Origin of the sequence: Chroococcidiopsis sp. CCNUC1, from assembly GCF_023546805.1 — a bacterium.
Classification (GTDB): Bacteria; Cyanobacteriota; Cyanobacteriia; order Cyanobacteriales; family Chroococcidiopsidaceae; genus Chroococcidiopsis; species Chroococcidiopsis thermalis.
This window is the reverse complement of record NZ_CP097480.1, coordinates 1,230,909-1,256,098: the sequence shown is the minus strand read 5'-3', so window position 1 is coordinate 1,256,098 and position 25,190 is coordinate 1,230,909. Positions and strand designations below refer to the sequence as shown.

Below are 25,190 nucleotides of genomic sequence, written 5' to 3'. Positions count from 1 at the left end.
CCAGCCACTGGTTCCACTAACCACCAGCCACTCACATGACAAAAAATGCTAAATAGTCAACAACAAGTACAAAGTTTTGGTGATATTGCATTAGGCGATGGAAATGTTTTTACGATTAACCAAATCCTCCACGTCACTGCTTCTGCAATTCAAACTCGCCCCCTCAATCCAACATCACCTTATCGAGGACTGAGAAAGTTTGAATTTAATCATAAAGATCTTTTCTTTGGTCGCGATCGCCTGATTGCCAATTTAATTGAAGTCATCAGTCAAAGTAATTTGATCCTACTCTTGGGTGCATCTGGTAGCGGCAAGTCATCCTTAGTTCGAGCTGGAATTCTCCCTCAACTTGCTGAAAAATTAGGTGCTAAATTTCGCGATTTCACATTTACTCCTGACAGAAATCCTTTTGAGTCTTTTCGGATTAGTTTAATTAGCAAAGGCTATAGACAATCCGAAGTAGAAACTGCTTTTGATAATTTTAAATTACCTCTCAATCAAGGTATTCACGCCTTGAAAGAGAAAGATTCGCAATGGCTCATATTTATCGACCAATTTGAAGAGACTTTCACATTATGTCAAGATTTAGAACAACGTAAAAAATTTATTGATAATTTAGTTGCTATTGCAAAATCGAATCGCCAATCTGTCAAAATTATCTTAGCAATGCGGGCAGATTTTTTAGATCGTTTTAGTCCCTACCCAAACTTAGGTAAAATTGCACAGCAGAATATTCATCTCGTCACCGATATGCACCCAGATGAGTTGAGACTGGCGATCGAACAACCTGCTGCTCATCATGGTGTTATTTTTGAAGCCGGATTAGTAGAAGAAATTATTCGAGATATCCAAGGACAAGCTGGTTCTTTACCTTTATTACAATATACTTTAGATTTACTTTGGCAAAATGAAGATATTTCAGACCGCACTTTAAATATTAAAACTTATCGAGAACTGGGCGGCGTGCGCGGCGCATTACAAACTCATGTCGATCGCATTTATCAGCATTTACAACCACAAGAACAACTGGCAGCAAAACAAATTTTTCTCAGATTAATCGATTTAACTGCAACAGAAAAAGAATTCAATATAGTAGGAAAAGCTGTCAGTCGTCGTGCCCATCTGACCGAATTTGACAATCAATTAGTTCAAAATATTTTAGATCGATTAATTGATAGCAACTTATTAGTTAGCAATCGTCAAGAACAATCGACTGTAGAAATTGCTCACGAAATTTTAATTAACTCTTGGTCAACTCTGAAAGAATGGATCGAAGATAGTAAAGAAGCGATCGCCATTCGCAATCGATTGTCAGAAGATGCCCAACGCTGGCAAGATGCAGGTACACCCTCAGACGAACTCTGGAATGGTTCTAAGTTGCAACGGGTAGAAGAACTGCGACAGAAGCAAGAATTCGAGCGCCTGGGTGGGTTAACTGAGTTAGAAAATCAATTTATCGATGCCAGTATAGCAGAACGCGATCGCCGTCTTTGGGAAGCAGAAGCACGTAGAAAACGTCTACTAATAGCAGTTTCAGGCGCATCTGTAGTTTTTGCTGGGCTATCCCTCTTAGCGGGGATACAGTGGCAACAAGCCGAACGACAGAAAACAATTTTAAGCTTGCGCGAACGGGCAAATCAAGCTACCAACCTGCTAAACATTAACCCAGTAGCAGGAGTCACGAGTGCGATCGCCCTCACTGGTGAAAGTATAGACCGATTTGGCGATCGATTCGCACAGACTTTACCCCAAGTACGTTCTAGTTTACGGGATGCGATCGCCGTACCTACAGAACGCAACGCCCTCAGAGGACATCAGGGTGCTGTTTGGGTAGCTGCTTTTAGCCCCGATGGTCAGTATATTGTCAGTGCTAGCGATGACGGGACGGTGCGGTTGTGGGATAAACAGGGTAATCCCATCGGTCAACCCTTTCGGGGTCATAAAGGTTTTGTTCATTCAGTCGCTTTCAGTCCAGACGGGCAATATATAGTCAGTGGCGGTGGTGACAACACAGTGAGGTTATGGGATAAACAGGGTAATCTTATCGGTCAGCCCTTCCGAGGTCATCGGGGTAAGGTGCTGTCAGTCGCTTTTAGCCCTAATGGACAGTACATCGCTAGTGGGGGTGATGATAGCACGATCGGGTTATGGGATTTACAGGGCAACCTCATCGGTCAACCCTTCCAGGGACATCAAGGAGAAGTTTGGTCAGTCGCCTTCAGTCCAGACGGACAATACATTGCTAGCGGTGGTACTGACAACACGATTAGGCTGTGGGACAAACAAGGAAATCCACGCAGCCAGCCTTTTCGGGGTCATCAAGACCAGGTGTTTGCAGTTGCCTTCAGTCCCGATGGAAAAGCGATCGCGAGTGGTAGTGCCGATAATACAATTCGCTTGTGGGATCTCAGAGGCAATGCGATCGCTCAACCCTTCACCGGACACGAAGATTTTGTCCGTGCAGTCACTTTTAGCCCCGATGGAAAGTATGTTTTGAGTGGCAGCGATGATAAAACGCTGCGGTTGTGGGATTTAAAAGGACATCAAATCGGTCAGCCTCTAATCGGACATGAATATTATCTTTACTCAGTTGGCTTTAGTCCTGATGGAGAGACAATTGTTAGTAGTAGCGAAGATAGTACAGTTCGCCTCTGGAATCGAGCCGATTTTGAAACCGATTCCACTCTGACAGGACACCAAGATACAGTTTTGGCTGTAGCCATTAGTCCCGATGGGCAGTACGTTGCAAGTAGTAGTGCTGACAAGACAATTCAGTTGTGGGATAAATCTGGAAATCCTCTGACTCAGCTACGAGGTCATCAAGGTGCTGTCAACTCAATTGCTATTAGTCCAGACGGACAATATATTGCCAGTGGTAGCGACGATCGCACGGTACGATTGTGGAATAAACAAGGTAATGCGATCGCTCGTCCCTTTCAAGGACATGAAGATGCTGTACACTCAGTGGCTATCAGTACTGATGGACAACATATAATCAGTGGTAGTGCAGACGGTACAATTCGATTATGGGATAAACAAGGTAATGCGATCGCGCGTCCTTTCCAAGGACATGAAGGTGGCGTATTCTCAGTTGCCATCAGTCCTGATGGACAACAAATTATTAGTGGTGGGAACGACAAAACAATTCGCGTGTGGGATCTAAAGGGCAATCCTATCGGTCAACCCTGGCGTAGACATCCAGATGAAGTCCACTCAGTAGCTTTTAGCCCAGATGGAAAATATGTCGTTAGCGGTAGCCGCGATCGCACGGTACGATTGTGGGATCGCCAAGGCAACGCGATCGGTCAACCTTTTTTAGGGCATGGTAGTCTCGTTACATCCGTTGCTTTCAGCCCAGATGGAGAATATATCGTTAGTGGTAGTCGCGATCGCACGGTAAGACTGTGGGATTTGCAAGGCAATGCGATCGGTCAACCGATGCAAAAGCATGAAGCTTCTGTCACCTCAATTGCAATTAGCTCCGATGGGCAACATATTATCAGCGGCAGTTGGGACAAAACAGTACAATTATGGCAAGGTGGCAGTTTCTCAACTTGGTTGAAAACAGCTTGCAACAAACTACAAGCGCATTCCGTTATTACCACACATGCCACAGAAACAGCCAAGATAGCCAGCAAAACCTGTCAAATTAAGTTGTAATTGGTCATTGGTCATTTGTAGCGATCGATGGTTAGTTGTTCTTGGTTTTGACTTTTGACTTTTGACTTCTAATTTCCGACTTCCCTATGGTTTCCTCCCGCAGTATCCCCAACCGCCAGACTATAGAACAGCTGGCTCAACAATTTCCAGAAGTTGATATTGCTTCAGTCGAAACCTGTTTAGCTTTTCTCGATACTACTGCTGAAGTTTATACTGCCCTGGAAACTCATTTTGCCCGCCACGGCTTGTCTGTGGGCAAGTTTACCCTACTAATGCAATTGTTTGTGGCTGGGGAACAGGGACTTACACCTTCGGGTTTTGCCGAACGTGCGGGTGTCACTCGTGCAACTATTACCGGACTGTTAGATGGATTAGAACGGGAAAAATTAGTGCAGCGCCAACCCTATCCCGGCGATCGCCGAATGCTAACGATCCATCTGACTGACAAGGGACGAGAACTCATTTCAAATCTGCTTCCAGAGCATTTTTGCCGCACGACAAGCATGATGTCTCAGTTGACGACAGCAGAAAAAAAGACATTGATCGAGTTACTCGGTAAACTGCGCTCTGGTAGTGCTGCGATGCGCGAACCGTAACTGAAACTGAACCGATTCGCGATCGTGCTGTAGTATATAGTTAGCCGCCTAATTATATGGCAGCTAGCAAAAATCTTGATGCAGTATCGCATAAGACTAATCTACTTAGTCAAATTTGACCTTTGCTACTCGTGCATTCGATACCAACCGAGTTTTACATGATTGGAGGAACTCATGTCTGCAATCGACATCAACAGTGAAGAAACACGATCTAAAGTAAAAACGAAATCAAAAGAAGGGAAATCTCCAAGATGGAGCATTCAGCAAAAGAACTGGGTACTATCATTTCATATTGGGTTTGCGACACTGTGGACAGGAACTGTGTTGAGTATGTTTCTCATTGCATGGAGAAATAAGGACTCAACTAATCCCGATATTCTGTTTGCGCTCAACTCAGTTATCAACCTCCTCGATGATTTCGTTGTGATTCCTGCGGCAATTGGCTCAGTCATTACCGCAACATTGCTTTGTTGGCAAACAAACTACGGATTTTTCAAATTCTATTGGGTAATCGCCAAATGGGTTCTCTCGACTGCATTGATTATTTTTGGAACTTTTTGGTTGTTTCCTTGGGCAAACGCGGCAACTGAGATTTCTCTCGAATCAGGGCTAAAATCGTTTCAAAATCCACTCTATACCTTTGACGCGCTCGGAGTGTTACTCGGAACGCTGATTCAAGTTTTCTTTCTATTCGTCATTGTCGGCATCTCGGTACTCAAGCCGTGGGGAAGACGAACAACCACAGAGAAGCAGGCAAAGCCAACCGCCGCAAGTTAAGTTTTTGTCCAAGGATTAATACTTTGAGTTTGTAACTAGTCGCAGTCTAATTGTCATTTAGCAGCTTCATTATTGTGTTAACGTAAACGTCATCTTACTTCAATTTGAAGTTTAAACATAAGACAGGGTTGATGGTTAGCAATCTCCTATCAACCTTTCTTTATGCTTGCTTTTTATCAGAGGATAAAACATTATATCAAGGTATTGTCTCCGAAATAGTTCTTTTTTTTTACAATTCATCTATTTTTCTAAGCTAAATTTGTTCATAAGTTTCCTAATTCACTTTTTAACAATTCTAATATTAAAAATCTTAAATACTAATTATATCAGTATTATCTTAGCAAAATTTGTATTGTATTCAAAAACTTTTGCTAACAAAGCACGCATTACATAAAGTATAACCATCGCCACGAACAAACTACTTACCTTACTGTCAATTCCATTATTTTTCAATTCCTGAACTTTTCTGTCTTAACAAAATATAGCTTCTAGCAGAATATAGAGACTAGATTGCTTCCTAAAGTAGTACTTCAACTTACTATTACCTACTAGTAAACTGTTCGAGGACTATTTTAAGGTTTTTTTAAATTTAGCTTTAAGAGCTACTAGAGGTAGTTGTGAAGCTGCAATCTGACAGCAGATACATGCTAAAGCTACTATAAAAAGTTATGACAATTATTCTAGTCACGGGTTCGGCAGGATTAATTGGTTCTGAATCAGTGAGATTTTTCTGCGACCGGGGTTATACCGTTGTAGGAATTGATAATAATATGCGGCAAACATTCTTTGGGGAAAATGCCTCAACTAAATGGAACCGCGATTTGCTATTAGAAAAATATGAAGAACGCTACATTCATCATAATATTGATATTCGCGATCGCGAGGCAGTTACCAAACTATTTCAAGACTATGGCACAGACATTAGCTTAATTATTCATACAGCAGCTCAGCCTTCACACGACTGGGCAGCTCGCGACCCCTACACTGATTTTACAGTCAATGCTAACGGCACTTTGATCTTACTAGAAAATACCCGTCAAATTTGTCCAAATGCAGTTTTCATTTTTTGTTCTACTAATAAAGTTTATGGAGACAAACCGAATTTCTTACCACTAGTCGAGCAAGAGTGGCGTTGGGAAATTGAGGAAACGCACCCATACAGTGTTGGCATTGATGAAACAATGTGTATTGACCAATGCAAACACTCTTTGTTTGGAACTTCCAAGGTTGCAGCGGATGTATTAGTCCAAGAATACGGACGTTACTTTGACATGAAAACTGCTAGTTTTCGAGGTGGATGTTTAACAGGTCCTAGTCACTCAGGGACTGAATTACATGGATTTTTATCTTATTTAATGAAATGCACGATGTTAGGAAAACCCTATCGGGTTTATGGCTATAAGGGTAAGCAAGTCAGAGACAATATTCATAGCTACGATCTGGTCAATGCTTTCTATCATTTTTACCAAGCTCCTCGAATTGGTGAAGTTTACAACATTGGGGGAAGTCGGTTCAGTAATTGCTCGATATTAGAAGCGATTCAAGAATGTGAAGCGATTGCTGAGAAAAAACTCAACTGGAGTTATGAAGAAGTTAATAGAAGCGGAGATCATATTTGGTGGATTAGCGATGTTCGGAAGTTCCAGCAGCATTATCCAGGCTGGAATTTAACCTATGGCATCAAAAACATTATCAAAGAGATTTACATTCAAAATACGAGTCGTTGGAATTAAAAAATAGCTAGTTTAAGTCGTGCGAATTACTCTCTTAGCTTCATTTATATTGGAGTAGTAGCGATGCAAAAAATATTTCAACAACGAACAGTTAAATTTTTCATTGGTGGAGGTGTAGCAGCAGCACTGAATGTGTGGCTCATTTCTCTATTAATCGATCGCTTAGGGTTTCATACACCTGAATTGCGAAATCTAGCCAATGCAATATCAATGGAGGTTTCCTTATTATTTAGTTTTTTTATCTACCGCATCTGGGTATGGACTGGCGGTGATTGGAGGCTGGAAAAAGTTTTGTGGCGACAGTTACCGCTCTATCATATATCTGCTAGTTCGAGCATAATTATACGTTTAATACTTTTTCCTATCCTCGATTGGTTAAGTCTTAGCCCTCAAAATAATACCCTAATAGGTGTGCTACTAGGTGCTATTCTTAACTATATAATTAGCGATCGCTTAGTATTTCAAACTAGAAAAAAGACCGAGCTTTATTATCCAGAAGGATTAGCACCAGCTTTAGCAACTCCGTCAAATTCAGCCAAACTACCTGTAACCTCCACAAGTATTGAACCTACTCTGGTTCTTTCAATAGTCATTCCAGCTTATAACGAAGAGGATTGTATTGCCCGAACAATCCAATCGATTAGCCAAGTTTTAGAAGAGAAGTACATCCCTTACGACATTTTAGTAGTTAATGATAATAGTCGCGATCGCACAGAAGCAGTTTTACAACAGCTTCGCTTACAAAATCCTAAAGTAACCTACATTAATAACTATTATCCTAATGGTTTTGGTTTTGCAGTACGCTGCGGTTTAGAGAATTTTCAAGGGGATGCTGTAGCGATTGTGATGGCAGATTGCTCTGATGCTCCAGAAGACATAGTTGCTTACTACTATAAGCTATGCCAAGGTTACGAATGCGTGTTTGGTTCTCGCTTTATTAAAGGTGGTAAAGTCATTGATTATCCAGCTCATAAGTTAATTGTGAATCGTTTAGCCAATTTATTTATTCAAATCTTATTTGGCTTAAACTTCAATGACACGACTAATGCTTTTAAGGCTTATCGCCGAGAAGTCATTAAGGGAGTTTATCCACTTTTATCTCATCACTTTAATCTTACGGTTGAAATTCCGCTTAAAGCGATCGCGCGAGGCTACTCTTACGCAGTTATACCAATTTCCTGGCGCAATCGTACAACAGGAGTGTCTAAGTTAAAGCTAAAAGAGATGGGGAGCCGTTATTTATTTATTGCCCTCTGTATCTTTCTAGAAAAGAAACTTTCTAGAGGAGATTATGTTCGGAAGAACTTACAATCTGCAATTCGTAGATGAGCCTGAAAAGGAATACTTTTTAATTTGAGGAAGCTCATAAATTTATGACTATTTCACATTTAAACCAAGAGAAATATCTCAAAAGACTTTACAATAATCGATTTAATTATAAAGAGAAGAGAGCTAAAATTGCTTTATGGAAAGTTTTAATAGAAAACTTTTTACAAAAACATGTCGGACAAGACTCAGTTGTATTAGATATTGGGGGAGGATATTGCGAGTTTATCAATCAGATTCAAGCAAAAGAAAAATACTTAATTGATTTAAATCCTGACTCTCAAGTATTTGCTAATTCTGACGTTAGGATTGCTCATCTTAATCTTCTAAACTTTAAAGAACGAGATTTGTTTACCAAGCGTGTCGATCGGATCTTTATTTCTAACTTTTTTGAACATTTAAATAATAAAGAAGAGTTAATTGAGATTTTATTATTTTGCTGGGATCGCCTTAAACCTGGTGGCTCTCTGTTAATTATTCAGCCCAACTTTAAGTACTCATTTAAGGAATACTATGACTTTATCGATCATAAATTACCACTAACTCATCTTTCTTTGAAAGAAATCTTAGAGACTGTGGGGTTTGAGATTGATGTGTTAATTCCCAGATTCCTACCTTATTCAACAAAAGGTAGATTGACCTCACCTCAGCTTTTAAGACTCTACCTTAAATTGAAAATTTTGTGGAGGTTTTTAGGAGGGCAAATGTTTGTGAAAGCAGTTAAACCTTCCAAAGTTAATGAATTACCAGCAATCGGGAGATAGATCTGATGACTCGACAAGTTTTGATTACAGGAGGAGCAGGTTTTGTAGGTAGTACTTTAGCGTTGGGGTTGGCTCAGCGCTATCCTGACTGGCAGATTACTGCTTTAGATAACCTCAAGCGGCGGGGTTCAGAGCTAAATTTACCTCGATTGAAGCAAGCAGGTATTCAGTTTATTCATGGAGATGTACGAAATCAAGAAGATCTCGATCCAGTGGCACTTAAACCCGATTTAATTGTAGAGTGTTCGGCAGAACCATCAGTTTTAGCGGGATATGCGTCTCCAGGGTACGTACTACAAACAAATTTGGTGGGAACGATAAACTGTCTGGAATTGGCTCGACAAACTCAAGCAGATTTTATTTTTCTTTCTACTAGTAGAATCTATCCAATTAAGAGCCTTAGTAATTTGCAGTTTAAAGAGGCAGAAACACGGTTTCAACTCTCAGAGCAACAAAGTTTACCAGGAGCATCGAGCCAAGGTATTGCTGAGAATTTTCCTTTAAATGGGTCGCGATCGCTTTACGGTGCTACTAAGTTAGCGTCAGAGCTGTTGGTGGCTGAATATGCCGAGGCTTATGGACTAAGAACTATAATTAACCGCTGTGGCGTGCTGACTGGACCCTGGCAAATGGGCAAGGTCGATCAAGGCGTATTTGCTCTGTGGATGGCATTTCACTACTTCAAGCGATCGTTGAAATACATTGGCTACGGTGGAACGGGCAAGCAGGTAAGAGATTTTTTACATGTAAGCGATCTCCTAAACTTAATTGACCTGCAAATTCATCAATTATCAAAATTAGCTGGACAGACATTTAATGTAGGCGGTGGGGTAAACAATACACTTTCACTCTGCGAGACGACGCAGCTTTGCCAGGAAATCTGCGGGCATAGCATACCAATTACTCCCCTTCCAGCCTCTCGAATGGGAGATGTACCAATTTTTATTACAGACTCTAGCAAGGTCATGTATGCCACTGGATGGCAACCTCAGAAAGATGCAAAAACAACTCTAACTGAAATTTATGAGTGGCTGCATAAATTCGAGCATCAAGTTAGCGAGATTTTTCTTTAAGGATTAGTTGTAATACCAGCAATAAGAAGGCTATTGATAGTAAATTTCTATTATTAAAATACCTTGTTTATTACACAAAAAATAAACTTTAATGTATAAAACTACCATTTCTAAATTCAAGCCACCATTAGCAACAATTTTTCTCATTCCACCTACAGTTACTCTATGTTTTATAGCTTTTTTTAGTGTCAATGCTCCCTTAGGAGATCAATGGGATTTAGTTAGCCTGTTTGAAAAAGTTTTAACAGGAAAAGCAGATTTTGAAGATTTTTTTGCTCAACACAACGAACATAGAACATTTTTTCCAAAGCTTATATTTGTTGGTTTGGCTTTAATATCAAACTGGAACATTAAATATGAATTATATTTTAGCGTATTTTTAGTAGGCATGACATTTTTACTGCTATATAAACTTTCCCTACTAGAAGGCAGAAATAATTTTAGCAATTCAAAACACTTAACAAATTTCTTAACCTGTATTTTATTGTTCTCCATAATCCAGTACGAAAACTGGTTATGGGGTTATCAATTACTATGGTTCTTAATTAATGCTTGTTTAGCAGTAGCTGTTTTAATTATTGCTTCATCTAATAATTTTCCTAAAAGGCTTTATTTAGCAGCAATACCTTGTTTTATAGCTAGCTTCTCTGCAGCGCATGGATTGCTAACTTGGCTAGCTGTAATGCCATCAATAGCTTCTATTAAGGGTAGTTATAGGCAAAAAATAATAAGAATCACAGTCTGGATTTTACTTTTAATCGGAACTTTTACTATTTATTTTATAGGTTATCAAAAACCAAGTCACCACCCCGATACGCTTCTTTTTCTGAAACACCCACTTGGTACTTTATACTACTTTTTTACTCTTCTGGGAGCGCCTATTGTATATCATGCTAATATTCCCCTTATTGTAAAAACTTTAGGGGCTATACTTTTCTCAACTTTTTTCTTACTAATATTTTATTTTGTAAAGTATAAATCAAAATTTAATTTTAGTTTAGAGATAGCACCTTGGGTATCAATAGGCTTATTTGCCATACTTTTCGCTCTTATAACCACATTAGGTCGTTTAGGTTATGGAGAATCTATGTCGTCAAGATATACAACTTGCTCAATATTATTAGTTGTTGCTGTTGCTCATCTTTGGCGGCTATCTTTTTCAAGAAATGTCTTTATTACTAGTATTTTCATAGGGTTTATTTTCATGAATTCTATTAACCGGATTCCCCCGACAATAGCTCTTCACCAACAAAGACTTGCTGGTGAAACTTGCTTAGAGTTAATAAAATTCATAAATAATTTAGAACATAGCTGTTTAGAAAAAACTATTCTTCCACCACCTCTTACTAGTCAGCTAAGAAAGCTATCAGGAATTCTGGAGGAAATAGGTTTTAGAAAGTTTCCGAAAGATGTATCCTTTATTACTGAGCCAGCCAAGAACTATGGTCGCTTAGACTCTCCCCCTACAGAAGGAACCCTCATTACTGTTAGCAGAAATGGAACTTTGGATGTAGCAGGCTGGGCTAGCTTACCAGACAGTCAGGAAATTCCAAATATAGTATTGTTTTCCTATGGCGATCGTAAATCATTTTTTGCCGATGCGCTTGTAAACCCAAATAGTCCGATCGTTGACACAACTCCTAACTCGATTCAATTTAATAAAGTAGAATGGTCAGCTAATATTTCATTCGAGTCGTTACCACCTGGAGAAACCGTAATACAAGCTTGGGTATACGAGCCTGTAGGTAAGCAGTTTATCAAATTAGATGGTGAAATTAAAGTAAATGTAGTGGAGTAAAGTGGCTATATATCCCCTAGCATAAAAAATGCAAAAAACTACTTTTAAGAAAATTCAATACCCCCTATTTTTTTTAATCTTGACACTCGTATCATTATACCTTTTTCTAATTTTTATACCAATACCAAATAGTCTAGGAACAGATTTAGAGCTATCTTGGCAATATGCAATTAGCCGTGCAGCAGTAGACAAACTTATTTTTGGAAAAGATATTATATTCACATATGGTCCGTTAGGGTACTTAGTTCATGGAGCAGCGTTAGAGCAAAATTTTATTACAGTCACAAAATTTCGTTTTATTGTATATTTCATTTTGTTTGTAGCGGTATCTTTAAAAATAGCAAAGCTAAAAACGAAACTACAGAAATTAGCAATATTTTCAAGCTGGTTATTACTTGTTTCGATTAATATATCTGTAACTTATCAAAATATATCAACAGACTACCAGATTCTATTTATATTTTTAATCATTTTATCTATAGTTGATAACTTACCTATCAAATTAACGAGATGCTGCGCTGTAAGTTTAGGAGCTTTTGCTGGTTTCTGTCTATTAACCAAGTTCACTCTTGGAATTGCTACTGCTGGTTCTCTATGTTTATTATTCCTGGGGAACTTTTTTGATTCTATTAAGAAAAACTCAAATTACCTGATTAATCTCTTTGCATTACTTGATTCATTATTAGCTGCCATATCCGTATCATTTATATTATTGTCCCCGGATTTCTATATATCAAACCTCTATAAAATACTAGTTTGTCTTGTTGTCTCTGGTACTAGTGGATTACTAGCTTGGTTTATTCAGCTAAGGCTAGATCGTAAGGTTATTCTTAAAGCGGGTGAGAAAATTACTATTAGCAGGAATTTAATCAGTAAATCTCGTATTAGAACTGCCAGTTGGTACGTCTTTTATATAATTTATTGTTCTTGTCTCGTCGTAACAATTTTTTCCTCTTATCCTTCATTAATAGACTATTTAAAGCATTCTTTAGATGTAGCATCTAGCTATTCCAGCGCAATGAGCCTTGTTGGTTCCAAGCGAGAGTTGATTCTTGCAGTGTCAGAAATAGCTTTGATATCTATTCTTTTAGTTTTAGTAGCAAAACAGGGAAGCCTCGGTTTTACTTTAGCTTTATTTCTATGTTTGTTTTTAGCTTTTAAACATGGTTTTGTCCGTCATAGTGTCAATCATGTCGTTATTTTTAGTTGGTGTACGCTAATTGTAGTTTCATTATGTCTACCAAAAGTCAGAGGAGTTCGCATTCAAAAATTTTCTTATTTACTATATTTTTATGTGTTAGTTATAGCTTTTATATTTTGGATACCACTAGGAACTAGCAGCCCTCGCTCTGTTACTCCAGACATGGCGATTAAAAATTTGACATACTTATTTAACCCAAGTTCTTTGCACTCTAGTATACAAGCAAATAGTAACAATAATTTAGCTGTTGAAAAATTACCTACTAGCATGACAAGCATAGTAGAAAATAAAAAAGTTGATATTGTTCCTTGGGAAATATCATTAGTAGCAGCAAACAACCTAAACTGGAAGCCGCGACCAATATTTCAATCTTACTCAGCTTATACAACTACTCTTGATAACCTCAACTTTAAAAGTTTATCAACAGAACCGAGAGACTATATCTTCTATGATTTTTCTGCCATAGATGGTAGACATCCTTTCTTTGATGAACCGAGAACTTTTTCTTATATTTTTTGTAACTATAAGTTAAATTCTTATCTCCCTAAGTCTAGCCAACAAAATAAATTTTCTTATCCAACAAACTTATTACTTTTAGAAAAACTGTCTTCAAGTGGATGTTCTCCAAGTGTTTCAACAGGTAAAACGTCAACTATACGTTGGAATAATTCTCAGCATATAGAAGCAAGCGATCGCTCTATAATTCTTGCAAAAGTTAAATTTACGTATTCTCTCTTTGGGAAAATCTATAAAAGCTTGTTTAGAAGTCCACCTGTAACTATGCAAGTAACTTATGCAGATGGTAGCAAACGAGACTACAGAATTATTCCTGAGAATTCAGACAACGGTGTTATAGTTAGTCACCTACCTAAAGATGACAATGAAGCGTTGTCTTTCTTTCACAGACAATTACCTGCTCAAGTCCAGTCATTTAAATTCCATGCAACCAATTCTCTCTTATACTCACCAACTATAGAAATAAATTTCTTATCATTTGATATCTGATTCCTCTTTTGTTGCTTTGGCAGGATTAAAATAAGAAAAGGAGTGTTAGAAACTAGGCTGTGGCTGTGGATGAGCGTAGAGAGCCAGTGTCAACGGTAGCGTTTCTCGAAAAATATTGCCAAACGTACCGAATTGAAATCACTGGTATGCTCTCAGTACGGTGAATAGATTTTTCAAGCTTCTCATTAGTAATAAATTCTTCTGCGCCAACTAGTACAGCTGCCGCTACGTGTAGGGCATCCATTGCTCCTAATCCCGATTCACTCACTTCTCGATATGCATTTTGAATTATTTGGTCGATATTTTCAGCCCAGTAAGAAACTGCATCAAAATATGCCTCGTAAAACCTAACTTCGCTATTACGACTGTTGTAAATTGCTTTAGGCAGTACCTCTAACTTCAGGAAGATGCTAGATGCGAAGTCACGATTGGGATCTCTAAGAATTGCTAAGGCTCTTTGGGCAATAGCTCCCTCGCCCCGTGCGGCAGCAATTAGCACGCCTGAATCAAGAAATGTGCAAGTCACTCAACGTCTTCCTGATATCCGCCTCTACGCTCGGCTTTCTCACGCTCAACTCCTTCCCAATCCAGCAAAGGTTCGCCAGACGCAACGATTTCCTCACGAATCTGTTGTAACCTTTCACCCAGCGTTGACTTAGACTTCGGTTCGGCTGCTTGCCTGCTTGTAGTGGCTTTCTTTAATTCTAAAAACTCTACAAAATCAATCACTTCTTGTTGCCGCTCTGGAGGTAGCAATCGCCATTTTTCTAGTAACAATTGTTCGGTATTCATACGCCTTACTACTACCGCTCTGAGCGCGATCGCTTTCTCTCGTAGTGTACACCGCTAGTTGAGACTATGTGCGATCGCTCTATTGCTATACACAATATTAGAGCTGGCTTTACTAAAGCTACTTGGCTACTTTTCGTTGTCCAGCAGGAATTACATATTCAAAACCAGGACAATTTCTCACAATTCCATCGCCGCTAGGATTCATTTTCTGGGGATTTGCCAGGTATTGCTGCTGGCAGTTTTTTCTTACGCGCAACGCAAGACTTGCTAAGGCTCGATTATTGACAGCATCGACTGTGTTGTATTCGTGAAGCTTGCCAGCAAAGAATGCTAGAGTCCCCCACACCAGTAGTGCAGCAATTGGAATCGCATAGGCAAGTTTAACCGAATTTATGGCAATTCTCTTCGCTGCCTGGGTCAAGAGCAGCACTTGCTTTTGTTCTTGAATCAGGTTAGAAGTTGCATCGACCAGACCAGTTGAGATCGTGTGTCATTACTACCAAGATGTTCCACAACATATGAACGAACCTCCTTACATACAGCATCGGCATCCCAGGCGGCTCGACAAGCGTAAATGTTGCAAACGGTATGGGCTATTGTGTCCCACCTGTTCTGCCCTTTGCAGCGCCATTCTTGCGCTCCACCGGACTCACTCGTGCTGGGACATAATTAAAGGCTGCTTTGCGTGCTTCCGAACGAGCAAAGTGCTTTCCCAACTGTTGCTGGAACCTCTTGAGTGTTTCACTCCATTGCGAGAGTGCTTCTAACGCAACACCTGTTAAGAATACGTTGGATGTATCTAGCATTGCTCAACCATATTTACTGATAAATCTAGTTGAGCCTGAATACAACTGTAATACTAAACGCGAAAACCCTTCCCATCTTTGCGCCTTTGCGCCTTTGCGTGACATTAATCCGGCAACTTATACTGCCCCACAATTCGCTTAGCAAACTCCGGTACATGCGCTTCCAACTTCTCTAAATAATTCCGCTTCACGTACAGATAATTCCGCGTAAAGTGAGAATCAATCGAGAACCGGGCATATTCCAACCCTTTCGGACCAATTCTTTCAATGACTACACCCATTAACTTCGCCGCCCACATGGGCAAAGTCACCGCTTTATCGTAAGCAGGTATACTCTGTTGTACTGCTTGATGGCGATCGCCCTGCGAAATAACAGGTTGTAGCTCTAATTTATCTTGCACCAAATCCAGCATTTCGCGACCGCGATCGTTGCGGACAACAATCCACTGCCAACCAAAGGTAGCACCCATGTAACCGACAACCAAATCGGCAAGGGAATTGACATAATCAAAGCAACTCATACAAGAAGGTGCAAATACATCCTTGAGTTGGTTTGTCTTTAAACCAAAGAAAGGTACTGTTTCCACCGAACCATCTTCATGCTTGAAGTGAACGCGGAAATCTTGCATGAATTCGTAATGTACTACTGTATCGGGCGATTTACTAGTCGTTTCTAAGAATTTTTGCAATCCCGCACGGGTAACGTTATCCACGCAAGGAGTTCCTAAAACGTAAAGCTTTTCTAAGCCAAGTTGTTTTTCTACTGCCCGCAATGCTTGAATTTGACAACCGACACCAATTACTAACAGCCGTTTCATGCCTGACTGTTCTATTTGTTCTAGCACCGATAGGTTAGGCGACAGCGTAGGTTTATTTACCCGTGCGGCTAAAATTTCCTCTGGGGTACGGGCAATAATTGGCATCGGTTGAAAGCGGTCTTCTTTGGTATTCTGGACGCAGACTACGCCTTCGACAATGCCGCGATTTAGCATTTCGATCGCAATGGTACTAACAATACCCGTCCATTGCGCCCCTGGAATCGGTTCTTTTTTCCGCGCCGCTGTCATCGATTGATGCACGCCGAAGTAAAGTTCGTCTGGATTGTCTAAATTACGGCTGCGATCGTGCGTTTGAGTTTCTAATTGGTCAAATTGCTGATTTAAAAAAGCACAGGCTTCCTTGACATAGTGGATGTAATATGTATCGCACAGACCGCACTCGCTACAAAGTTCTTTGGCTGGGCGACGGCTGCCAGGTTTGAGGGCTTTAGCTTTCTTATGGTCGGTAGGATGAAGGGCGGTCATAAGTCATAAAACTTTGTTTTTTATACCTGTTCACACAATACCGCTTTCAGCCGAAATATTTTAGTATGTGGTGACAAAAGGTAGAATTTGCACCTTTTAAATCGTAGTTTCCTCCGTTTCCTGAGAATTGTCTCCAAAGCATAATAACCGAATTGCAAGCACGGCAAAACCCACAGCCGCGATCGCCTTGACGAATTTTACAGGTAGCAACTGAGCTGCACCCGCACCTGCTAAAACTCCCAGCAAACTTGTCAATATCAAAGCGCTAGCCGTGCCAAAAAAGACAGCACGTGGAGATTTACAACCGCCACTGAGGGCGATCGCTGCTAGTTGGCTTTTGTCTCCCAATTCTGAGAGAAATACAGTTACAAAAGTGATTCCTAGTAGTTTCCAGTCCATGAAGTTGAGGAGTGAGGGGTTGAAGAGAGCTGAGGGGGACTTTTCTGTATTTATTTCCCCCTTTTTAAGGAGGGCTAGGGGCTAGGGGGGATCTCTACGAGAGTAAAATATCCCCTACTAAGGCGATCGCGATCAGTAGTAAACTCGTACCCGCGGCAATTTCTAACTTTCTAGGTGATAAGTGTTTTGCTAACCACTGTCCAAGAGTACGCCTAGTAAACTGGTCGTAATTAACGCTGCGGCTGCACCTACGAAGACAATCCAGGGGGATTGAGACTCTGCACTCATCAAGAGCGTGGAAAGTTGAGTCTTGTCGCCGCATTCTGCCAAAAATATGGTGAAAAATGTCGAGGCGTATATTGCCCACCAAGACTGCTGTGTTTGCTTTTGCTGTTGCGGGGGGCGATCGCTAACGCTGACAACAGGTTGGCTGTGTGTTTCCAAAACCTGTTTCTCCAGTGCTGTTATTTGGTCAGATAAGCTAGATCGCTGTGGGGGTGCAGATTCCAGTTTCACGGGCAACTCAGTTCAATACGCGATACTTTTCATATTCCTTTCATTTTCTGCCAAATCGTGACAAAAGGCAACCCCGTTATCAGTTGTCAGCGACCAGTGACCAGTGACCAGTTAACCAACAACCAACAACTAACAACTACTACCAATCGCCAACTTCCCTACTAAATCGCACCATTTCCAGGCTGCGATCGCCATAAACGCCGGAAATCTGTTGCTCGCAGCACTCGATCGCAAAATCGTTGACTTCTTCCGGCTCGATGCCGTACATATCTAAGAATATTTCTGGCTCGACTCGGCAAAAGCGAGGGCGGTTGGGATAGATTTTGCATTCTCGCTTGAGATGGTCGTAGTTAATACACCAACCACCTTCACCTACCATGCTGAGATAGAGTGATAACTCTTCTGGTGTCAAATACTCTGCTATGTCTGGGCGTTCTTCTGGGTCGAGATGACAGCAAGCGCCACACTGCTTTACACATTTCCAAGTTGCCATTTCCAAGTCGCCATAATATTCAGATTGGGTGACGATCGCGTTCCCGCTACTCAAGCTTAGCGATTTTAGTTACCCCATCACTAAAATGAGAGCAGCAAGAGTTTATTTGTGGTTTGTTATAGATTTGTTAAGTTAATTAAATCCGGTAATTCTCCTCTAGGTAAAATAAGGTGCGGATTTTTATGTAAGAAATCGACGTTAAATAGACAAGCTGGGAGGAGAGATAAATCTTATGTCTGGAATTTTTGATGCGATCGGTAGTTTTCAGTGGGAAACTCTGTTTCAACTAGTAAGCGTTGCCCTGATCATGCTAGCTGGTCCAGCAGTTATTTTTGTCCTTGCCTTTCGCAACGGCGATCTCTAAAACTCATACGATATACCATCAATGGATAAGGGAGGGAGTAGCTTTGAGCTATTTTCCCTCTTTTGGTTTATTTGGATGAAAAGAAAAGTTACAAAAATTAATTCGGTGGTAACTCTAAGGGAACTGTCCCCAAAATTCCTTTGCGAAAATCTATCAGTATCTGTCTTGCCGTGCGTTCCAAGTCACCGCGATCGCGTTTTGCCGATAACTCATAGACAAATTCTTCTCCTGTCATGCCCAACGAATCGATTTTGTAGCGAGATAGGGGATTGTCAGGCATGAGTTCGGGAGCAGTTGCCATTAAATCTTGCAGCAAATCGATAAAGATAACAGCCACTTGGTAAGAATCGTAGGCAGCATCACCAATATCATCGCAGATAGCTAACTTAATTGCTGCTGCTTGGTCTTCTAGCTTAGTTGGAATTACCCCAGGTGCATCTAACAATTCGACGCGATCGGAAATTCTGACCCAGCGCAACTGGCGCGTTACCCCAGGACGAGCCTCACTGACAACAATCCGCCGCTTCAATAGCCGATTGATCAGCGCTGACTTACCCACGTTGGGAAATCCAATCGCCGCTGCCCGCACGGGACGGGCTAACAAGCCGCGATTTTTGCGGCGTTGATTAATCTCATCACCTGCTCTTTGCGCTACCTGCAATACTTGTCCTACACCGTTACCATCTTTAGCATTGGTAAAGTAAACTGTTTCTCCCCGTGTCTTAAACCACTGCTGCCACAACTGCCGCACCGCAGGGGGAATTGCATCGACGCGGTTGAGGATTAATACTCGTGTTTTATTGCCTACCCACTCTGGCACGCGCGGATGGTGGGTCGCTAGTGGAATCCGTGCGTCCCGTACCTCCAATACCACATCAACCAACTTCAGTTGTTCGGCAAGCGCTCTTTCTGCTTTGGCAATGTGACCTGGATACCATTGAATGTCATTGGTCATTTGTCATTGGTCATTTGTGAATGGGTAGTTGGTAGTTGGTAGTTGGTAGTTGGTAGTTGGCTGGAATTGCTTCCTTGTCCTCCTTGTCCCCCTCACTCCTCGCTCTCTGCTCCCTCATTAAGGTACAACTAAAACCGGACAGGGAGATAGATTGATCACGCGGTTGGTGACGCTTTCGGTGACTCCTTCTTCTGTTAACCCGAGTCCTCGGCAACCCATGACAATTAAGTTTGCATTAACTTCGTCGGCTACATCACAGATAACAAATGCAGGCTTGCCCTGCCGCTCAAATGCCTCTGTTTGAATGCCTTGCTGTTTGAAGACGGACTGGGCATCTTCGAGAAGTCGGGCTACGACATCAGGCGATTCCATGCCCTCGTCAGCCTCTTCCGATCCTTCTACTACCGATAGCAGTATTAGACGGCTACCATACTTTTGCACGATTTCAACCACGACTCCTACGGCTTCTTGTGTTTCGCGGCTGCGATCGATCGGAAACAGAACAGTCTTAAACATTTGTGGTAACTCCGATACCCATGCTTCGGTAAAATGTGGACGGCGCTAAATGATGGACTAGACCAAAAAGGCAATTAGGAGGTTGACGCTGTGTCCAAAAAAACTCTAGCAAATTTATCCTCGTCAGATTTATCTGGGAAGCGGGCGTTAGTACGGGTAGATTTTAACGTACCGCTAGATGACCAAGGCAATATCACCGATGATACCCGCATTCGTGCTGCACTGCCGACAATTCAAGATTTAATTAAAAAGGGTGCTAAAGTCATCCTGGCTAGTCACTTCGGTCGTCCCAAAGGTGTAGATGATAAATTGCGTCTGACTCCCGTTGCTAAGCGCCTTTCCGAATTACTCGGTCAAGAGGTTATTAAGTGCGACGATTGTATCGGTGATGAGGTTGCTGGCAAAGTTGCAGGAATGCAAAACGGTCAGGTGTTGCTACTGGAAAACGTTCGCTTCTATCCCGAAGAAGAGAAGAATAATCCAGAATTTGCTCAAAAGTTAGCTGCAAATGCGGACTTGTACGTAAATGATGCTTTTGGTACGGCTCACCGCGCCCATGCTTCAACTGAGGGCGTAACTCACTACCTCAGCCCTTCGGTAGCAGGTTATTTGATTGAAAAAGAACTTCAGTATCTCCAAAGCGCGATCGAAAATCCTCAGCGTCCCCTAGCGGCAATTATTGGTGGCTCGAAAGTCTCCAGTAAGATTGGCGTAATCGAAACGCTGTTGGACAAGTGCGATAAGCTGCTGTTGGGTGGTGGGATGATTTTCACCTTCTACAAAGCACGGGGTTTGAATGTTGGTAAGTCGCTGGTGGAAGAAGACAAGCTAGAACTGGCTAAATCTTTGGAAGCTAAGGCAAAAGAACGTGGTGTCGATCTATTGTTACCTACAGATGTGGTGGTAGCAGATAAATTTGCTGCTGATGCCAACGCTCAGACCGTCAGTGTGGATAATATTCCATCTGATGGTATGGGTTTGGATATTGGTCCAGATTCGGTCAAGACGTTCCAAGCAGCACTGGCTGAGTGCAAGTCGGTGATTTGGAATGGTCCGATGGGTGTATTTGAGTTTGACAAGTTTGCTGTAGGTACAGAAGCGATCGCTCGTACTCTTGCCGATCTCACCAAGCAAGGCGTAACTTCCATCATCGGTGGTGGTGACTCTGTAGCAGCGGTGGAGAAAGTCGGTGTAGCTGAGCAAATGAGCCATATTTCAACTGGTGGCGGCGCTAGCTTGGAGTTACTTGAAGGTAAGGAACTACCCGGTATTGCTGCTTTGGATGATGCCTGATTCGGAGACTGAGAGGAAATCCGCAGTTGAAGAAGCGGGATTTCGATCCCCCTAACCCCCCTTAAAAAGAGGGGAAATTAAAGTACGGGCGGGTTTGCCAGCAAATGTATTTGTTACTTGACATATTTGCTGTAAAACAAACCCGCTCCTACTTGATTTATATTGGACATTCGTTTTATATTTATTTATATCAAACGTTCGATTTAATATGGAGTCAAATTAATTATCCCGATGCCCAAAATTGTAGACCACGACCAATATCGTAAAGAACTGTTGCTCAAGAGTTTCGATCTATTTGCCGAAAGAGGCTACGGTTCGATCACCATGCGACAGTTAGCTCAAGGATTGGGCGTGTCTACAGGGACGCTTTATCATTACTTTCCCAGCAAACAAGCCTTATTTCTTCAGTTGGTAGAAGAACTAGACAGACAAGACTTGCTCAACTTCTTGGCTGAGGCGGGAAATCCACCCACCTTAACAGAGCGAATTGAAACTATGTTCAATTTTGTTGCTAAAAATGAAGATAATTTTTGCAAGCAAGTTTTACTTTGGGTGGAATTCTACCAGCAGGAAAAAGCTGAACTGACCAAAAATAATGCTTTTCACAGCTCTTGGGATAAGACTACGCAAGCGATCGCCGACTATTTGCAAGTACCAGATAAAGCGATCGCGGATTTTGTCCTGAACTATCTTTACGGTTTATTAATGCGAGGAATATTTGAAACTGAAACAATTTCCTATCCAGAACAAGCAACCTTACTCAGCAAAATTCTTGTAGCATACCTGAAATAATCAGTTATCAGTTATCAGTTATCAGTTATCAGGGAGCAATTACCAATTACCAATTACCCATTACCAATTACCAACTACCAATGACCAATGAAATTTTAAAACCTTCAAATCGCTGGATAGCGGGGTTAATTCTGACGGCAACTGCCATCACAGGGGCAACTGGCTTTTATGTCGTTTCTCAATCTTCTCAGCCTTCTCCTCCTGTGGCGACAACTCCCCCAGTGACGCAAGTTACGGCTTTGGGACGACTGGAACCAGAAACAGAAGCAATTCGCTTATTTGCCCCATCTGCATTGGATGGCGATCGCGTAGACCAATTATTAGTTAAAGAAGGCGATCGCGTCAAAGCAGGACAAACTATTGCGATTTTAGATTCTCGCGATCGCTTGCAAAATGCTTTGGCACAAGCACGCGAACAAGTCAGAGTTGCCCAAGCTAAGTTAGCACAGGTGAGAGCAGGGGCAAAAACAGGAGAAATTAAGGCGCAAGAAGCGACTATTACCCGGATACAAGCAGAAATTGCTGGAGAAACGTCAACTCAAAATGCTACTATTGCTCGCTATCAAGCAGAAGTTAACAACGCCCTAGCAGAGTATAATCGTTTTTTACAATTATATCGTCAAGGTGCAATCTCTGCATCGAACATAGATAGCAGGCGATTAACCCTAGAAATCGCTCAAGCACAATTAAAGGAAGCGCTTTCGGGGAAAAACCGCACGGTGGAAACTTTACAGGCTCAACTACAAGAAGCCAAAGCTACCCTGAATCGGATTGCCGAGGTACGTCCGGTAGATGTGGATGCAGCCCAAACAGAAGTGGATACCGCGATCGCCGCTGTGAAAACATCGGAAACGCAGCTACAAGAAGCCTATATTCGCGCCCCTATGTCTGGGCAAATTCTCAAGATTCGCACGCGAGAAGGAGAAAAAATTAGTGATTCGGGGATTGTAGAAATGGGACAAACGGCTCAAATGGTTGCTGTCGCTGAAGTTTATCAGACTGATATCGGTAAAGTTCAGTTGGGACAGCCAGCCGTCATTACCAGTCAAGCAATTACAGGACAGTTGCGCGGTAAGGTTTCCCAAATCGGTTTACAAGTCGATCGACAGAATGTCTTCAGCAACCAACCTGGAGAAAATCTAGATCGGCGCATAGTAGAGGTGGAGATTCGCCTAACTCCAGAAGCTAGTCAACAGGTAGCTGGGTTGACAAATTTACAGGTAGAAACAGCAATTCAACTATAGATTTTATTTGTTTCAAAGCATAACGCATGTTCGGTATAAATAGGGAAAAGTCAAAAGTTAAAAGTCAAAAGGCAAAATCTATCTCTCGCCTCTCGCCTAATGACTGACAACTGACAACTGAAAAGGAGAAATTGAGATGGTGCAAGTTTTGTATTTAACACTTTGTATATTAGGCACTGCTTTAGCCTTCTCTGAAATTTTACCTTTTCTATTCGAGCAAGGATTCAACCCTCAAATCTTTGTACAACAGCTATTTACTAACAAAATTTCAACCTTATTTGGTTGGGATGTCATTGTTGCAGAATTAGTTTTGTGGGTATTTATTTTCTGGGAAGGTTCGCGGCTAGGTATGAAATATTTATGGGTTTATTTTGCTAGTAGTTTAATTGGTATTTCTACAGGTTTACCGTTATTTCTTCTCATGCGTCAAAGATATCTCATTCAGAATTCCCAATAAATTATCGGAATAAGTTTAATTGACTACGACAAAGGTAAGGACGGGTTTACCAAGAAAATCTGTTTTGAACTAAGCATATTGATAAATCCGTCCCTACAAGTAATGGATGTACGCCATCAATTACCAATTACCCATTCCCAATTACCATTATGAAATGGCTGAAAAAAATTCCCCTCGCATGGCATCAATTAATGAAAGAAAAGACGCGGTTGCTAGTGGCGATCGCGGGAATTAGTTTTGCTGATATGCTGATCTTTATTCAACTGGGATTCAACGATTCTCTTTACGACAGTGCGACACAGACACAAAGTTTGCTACAAGCAGATTTGGTGATGATTAATCGGCAATTTGAATCGCTGTCTACGCTGCAAAGTTTTTCAAGGGAAAGATTGTATCAAACATTGGCATACAATGGCGTGTCTTCTGTCAGTTCAATTTATATTGGGAGAGGAGAATGGAAAAATCCTACAACGAGGATTGACAGAACGATTTTAATTTGGGGTATCGATCCAAATGCACCTAGCTTTGCCGTACCAGAAATTCAACAAAATGCGAAGCGATTGCAACTTTTAAATACTGCTTTATTCGATCGCGCTTCACGTCCAGAATATGGGGCGATCGCAGAAACAGTGGAAAAGCAAGGTAGCGTGGAAATACAGTTAAATCAGCAAAATATTCGGACAATTGGATTATTTAGAATTGGTGCATCTTTTGCGGCTGATGGGAATGTAATAGTTAGCAATTCAACTTTTCTCAAATTACTAGCCGATCGCAAATCGAATCAAATTGAAATTGGATTAATTCAACTCAAGCCAGGAACAAACTCAGAAACTGTCAAAGCACAATTAACAGCAAATTTGCCGAATGATGTCAGAGTCATGACACCACAAGAATTTGCAGAAGTAGAAAAATACTACTGGGAAAGCCAAGGTGCAATTGGATTTATCTTTGGGCTTGGTGTGGTTGTAGGAATTATTGTAGGCATTGTCATTGTTTACCAAATTCTCTACACCGATGTTGCCAATCACTTACCAGAATACGCCACGCTTAAGGCAATGGGATATAGCGATCGCTATTTATTAAGCGTTTTGATTCAAGAATCAATAATATTAGCAATTTTGGGGTATATTCCTGGTTTTCTGATTTCTTTAGGACTATATCAAGTTGCAGCAGCAGCAATTTTAATGCCAATTGGAATGAAAGTAGAACGAGCAATCTTTGTATTAGCAATTACGTTTATTATGTGTAGTATTTCTGGGGCGATCGCCATGCAAAAATTGCGTTCTGCCGATCCTGCTGATGTTTTTTGATTGGGGTAATGGGTAA

The 25,190-nt window shown here is 41.2% G+C and carries 23 protein-coding genes and 2 pseudogenes; 15 read left to right on the top strand and 10 right to left on the bottom strand.

Annotation, left to right across the window (positions count from 1 at the left end):
• Positions 1-45 precede the first annotated feature (45 nt).
• The 9 genes from M5J74_RS05920 to M5J74_RS05880 all read left to right on the top strand — a co-directional run bounded on the left by M5J74_RS05920 (position 46) and on the right by M5J74_RS05880 (position 13,933).
• Positions 46-3,660: a hypothetical protein gene (locus tag M5J74_RS05920; protein ID WP_250015877.1), complete on the top strand. Its 3,615-nt coding sequence runs from the start codon at positions 46-48 to the stop codon at positions 3,658-3,660.
• Between the two features lie 86 nt (positions 3,661-3,746).
• Positions 3,747-4,256, top strand: a complete 510-nt coding sequence (locus M5J74_RS05915) for a MarR family winged helix-turn-helix transcriptional regulator (RefSeq protein ID WP_015153191.1) — start codon at positions 3,747-3,749, stop codon at positions 4,254-4,256.
• Positions 4,257-4,430: 174 nt separating this feature from the next.
• Positions 4,431-5,033 (top strand): hypothetical protein, encoded by a 603-nt coding sequence (locus M5J74_RS05910; RefSeq protein ID WP_015153190.1) that lies wholly within the window; start codon positions 4,431-4,433, stop codon positions 5,031-5,033.
• A 668-nt stretch (positions 5,034-5,701) separates the two neighbouring features.
• Complete coding sequence (locus tag M5J74_RS05905) at positions 5,702-6,766, top strand: NAD-dependent epimerase/dehydratase family protein (protein WP_106217487.1); 1,065 nt, start codon at positions 5,702-5,704, stop codon at positions 6,764-6,766.
• Between the two features lie 63 nt (positions 6,767-6,829).
• Positions 6,830-8,095, top strand: coding sequence for a glycosyltransferase (locus M5J74_RS05900; protein ID WP_250015875.1), 1,266 nt, complete (start codon positions 6,830-6,832; stop codon positions 8,093-8,095).
• A gap of 44 nt (positions 8,096-8,139) precedes the next feature.
• Positions 8,140-8,856 (top strand): bifunctional 2-polyprenyl-6-hydroxyphenol methylase/3-demethylubiquinol 3-O-methyltransferase UbiG, encoded by a 717-nt coding sequence (locus M5J74_RS05895; protein ID WP_250015874.1) that lies wholly within the window; start codon positions 8,140-8,142, stop codon positions 8,854-8,856.
• Between the two features lie 5 nt (positions 8,857-8,861).
• Entirely contained in the window at positions 8,862-9,929 is a 1,068-nt protein-coding gene (locus M5J74_RS05890; protein ID WP_250015872.1) for an NAD-dependent epimerase/dehydratase family protein, read from the top strand.
• A 91-nt stretch (positions 9,930-10,020) separates the two neighbouring features.
• Positions 10,021-11,727: a hypothetical protein gene (locus M5J74_RS05885; protein WP_250015870.1), complete on the top strand. Its 1,707-nt coding sequence runs from the start codon at positions 10,021-10,023 to the stop codon at positions 11,725-11,727.
• Between the two features lie 28 nt (positions 11,728-11,755).
• Positions 11,756-13,933, top strand: coding sequence for a hypothetical protein (locus M5J74_RS05880; protein WP_250015868.1), 2,178 nt, complete (start codon positions 11,756-11,758; stop codon positions 13,931-13,933).
• Positions 13,934-14,063: 130 nt separating this feature from the next.
• On the opposite strand, the pseudogene M5J74_RS05875 reads toward M5J74_RS05880, so the two are convergent.
• The 8 genes and pseudogenes from M5J74_RS05875 to M5J74_RS05840 all read right to left on the bottom strand — a co-directional run.
• A pseudogene (locus tag M5J74_RS05875) lies at positions 14,064-14,459 on the bottom strand (type II toxin-antitoxin system VapC family toxin); the annotation flags it as partial.
• The gene (locus M5J74_RS05870) at positions 14,456-14,725 is read right to left on the bottom strand and encodes a DUF2281 domain-containing protein (RefSeq protein WP_015153180.1); all 270 of its coding nucleotides are present in this window, start codon (positions 14,723-14,725) and stop codon (positions 14,456-14,458) included. The gene M5J74_RS05870 and the pseudogene M5J74_RS05875, both read right to left, overlap by 4 nt.
• A gap of 118 nt (positions 14,726-14,843) precedes the next feature.
• The gene (locus M5J74_RS05865; RefSeq protein WP_015153179.1) at positions 14,844-15,155 is read right to left on the bottom strand and encodes a hypothetical protein; all 312 of its coding nucleotides are present in this window, start codon (positions 15,153-15,155) and stop codon (positions 14,844-14,846) included.
• A 163-nt stretch (positions 15,156-15,318) separates the two neighbouring features.
• Positions 15,319-15,531, bottom strand: a complete 213-nt coding sequence (locus M5J74_RS05860) for a hypothetical protein (RefSeq protein ID WP_041462367.1) — start codon at positions 15,529-15,531, stop codon at positions 15,319-15,321.
• Between the two features lie 104 nt (positions 15,532-15,635).
• Positions 15,636-16,835 carry a Coenzyme F420 hydrogenase/dehydrogenase, beta subunit C-terminal domain gene (locus tag M5J74_RS05855; RefSeq protein ID WP_106169556.1) on the bottom strand — a complete coding sequence of 400 codons (1,200 nt, stop codon included), beginning with the start codon at positions 16,833-16,835 and terminating at the stop codon, positions 15,636-15,638.
• Between the two features lie 96 nt (positions 16,836-16,931).
• Entirely contained in the window at positions 16,932-17,234 is a 303-nt protein-coding gene (locus tag M5J74_RS05850; protein WP_106169557.1) for a TMEM165/GDT1 family protein, read from the bottom strand.
• A 94-nt stretch (positions 17,235-17,328) separates the two neighbouring features.
• A pseudogene (locus M5J74_RS05845) lies at positions 17,329-17,750 on the bottom strand (TMEM165/GDT1 family protein).
• Positions 17,751-17,889: 139 nt separating this feature from the next.
• A complete protein-coding gene (locus tag M5J74_RS05840) occupies positions 17,890-18,243 on the bottom strand; it encodes a YkgJ family cysteine cluster protein (RefSeq protein WP_371934011.1) in 354 nt (117 codons plus the stop codon).
• A gap of 241 nt (positions 18,244-18,484) precedes the next feature.
• Between M5J74_RS05840 and psb30 the strand changes: the two genes are divergently transcribed.
• Positions 18,485-18,607: a photosystem II reaction center protein Ycf12/Psb30 gene (psb30, locus tag M5J74_RS05835; protein ID WP_039717506.1), complete on the top strand. Its 123-nt coding sequence runs from the start codon at positions 18,485-18,487 to the stop codon at positions 18,605-18,607.
• A 97-nt stretch (positions 18,608-18,704) separates the two neighbouring features.
• Here the strand turns inward: psb30 and ylqF are convergent, their stop codons facing one another.
• Both ylqF and M5J74_RS05825 read right to left on the bottom strand, forming a co-directional pair.
• Complete coding sequence (gene ylqF, locus M5J74_RS05830; RefSeq protein WP_106169646.1) at positions 18,705-19,562, bottom strand: ribosome biogenesis GTPase YlqF; 858 nt, start codon at positions 19,560-19,562, stop codon at positions 18,705-18,707.
• Between the two features lie 117 nt (positions 19,563-19,679).
• Positions 19,680-20,078, bottom strand: a complete 399-nt coding sequence (locus tag M5J74_RS05825; RefSeq protein ID WP_250015860.1) for a universal stress protein — start codon at positions 20,076-20,078, stop codon at positions 19,680-19,682.
• 90 nt (positions 20,079-20,168) lie between these two features.
• Between M5J74_RS05825 and pgk the strand changes: the two genes are divergently transcribed.
• The 5 genes from pgk to devC all read left to right on the top strand — a co-directional run bounded on the left by pgk (position 20,169) and on the right by devC (position 25,174).
• A complete protein-coding gene (pgk, locus tag M5J74_RS05820) occupies positions 20,169-21,371 on the top strand; it encodes a phosphoglycerate kinase (protein WP_015153171.1) in 1,203 nt (400 codons plus the stop codon).
• A 231-nt stretch (positions 21,372-21,602) separates the two neighbouring features.
• The gene (locus M5J74_RS05815) at positions 21,603-22,163 is read left to right on the top strand and encodes a TetR/AcrR family transcriptional regulator (protein WP_015153170.1); all 561 of its coding nucleotides are present in this window, start codon (positions 21,603-21,605) and stop codon (positions 22,161-22,163) included.
• Positions 22,164-22,243: 80 nt separating this feature from the next.
• Positions 22,244-23,407 (top strand): ABC exporter membrane fusion protein, encoded by a 1,164-nt coding sequence (locus M5J74_RS05810; RefSeq protein ID WP_250015858.1) that lies wholly within the window; start codon positions 22,244-22,246, stop codon positions 23,405-23,407.
• 136 nt (positions 23,408-23,543) lie between these two features.
• Positions 23,544-23,864, top strand: a complete 321-nt coding sequence (locus M5J74_RS05805; protein ID WP_250015857.1) for a DUF2834 domain-containing protein — start codon at positions 23,544-23,546, stop codon at positions 23,862-23,864.
• Positions 23,865-24,013: 149 nt separating this feature from the next.
• Positions 24,014-25,174, top strand: a complete 1,161-nt coding sequence (gene devC, locus M5J74_RS05800) for an ABC transporter permease DevC (protein WP_250015855.1) — start codon at positions 24,014-24,016, stop codon at positions 25,172-25,174.
• Positions 25,175-25,190 lie beyond the last annotated feature (16 nt).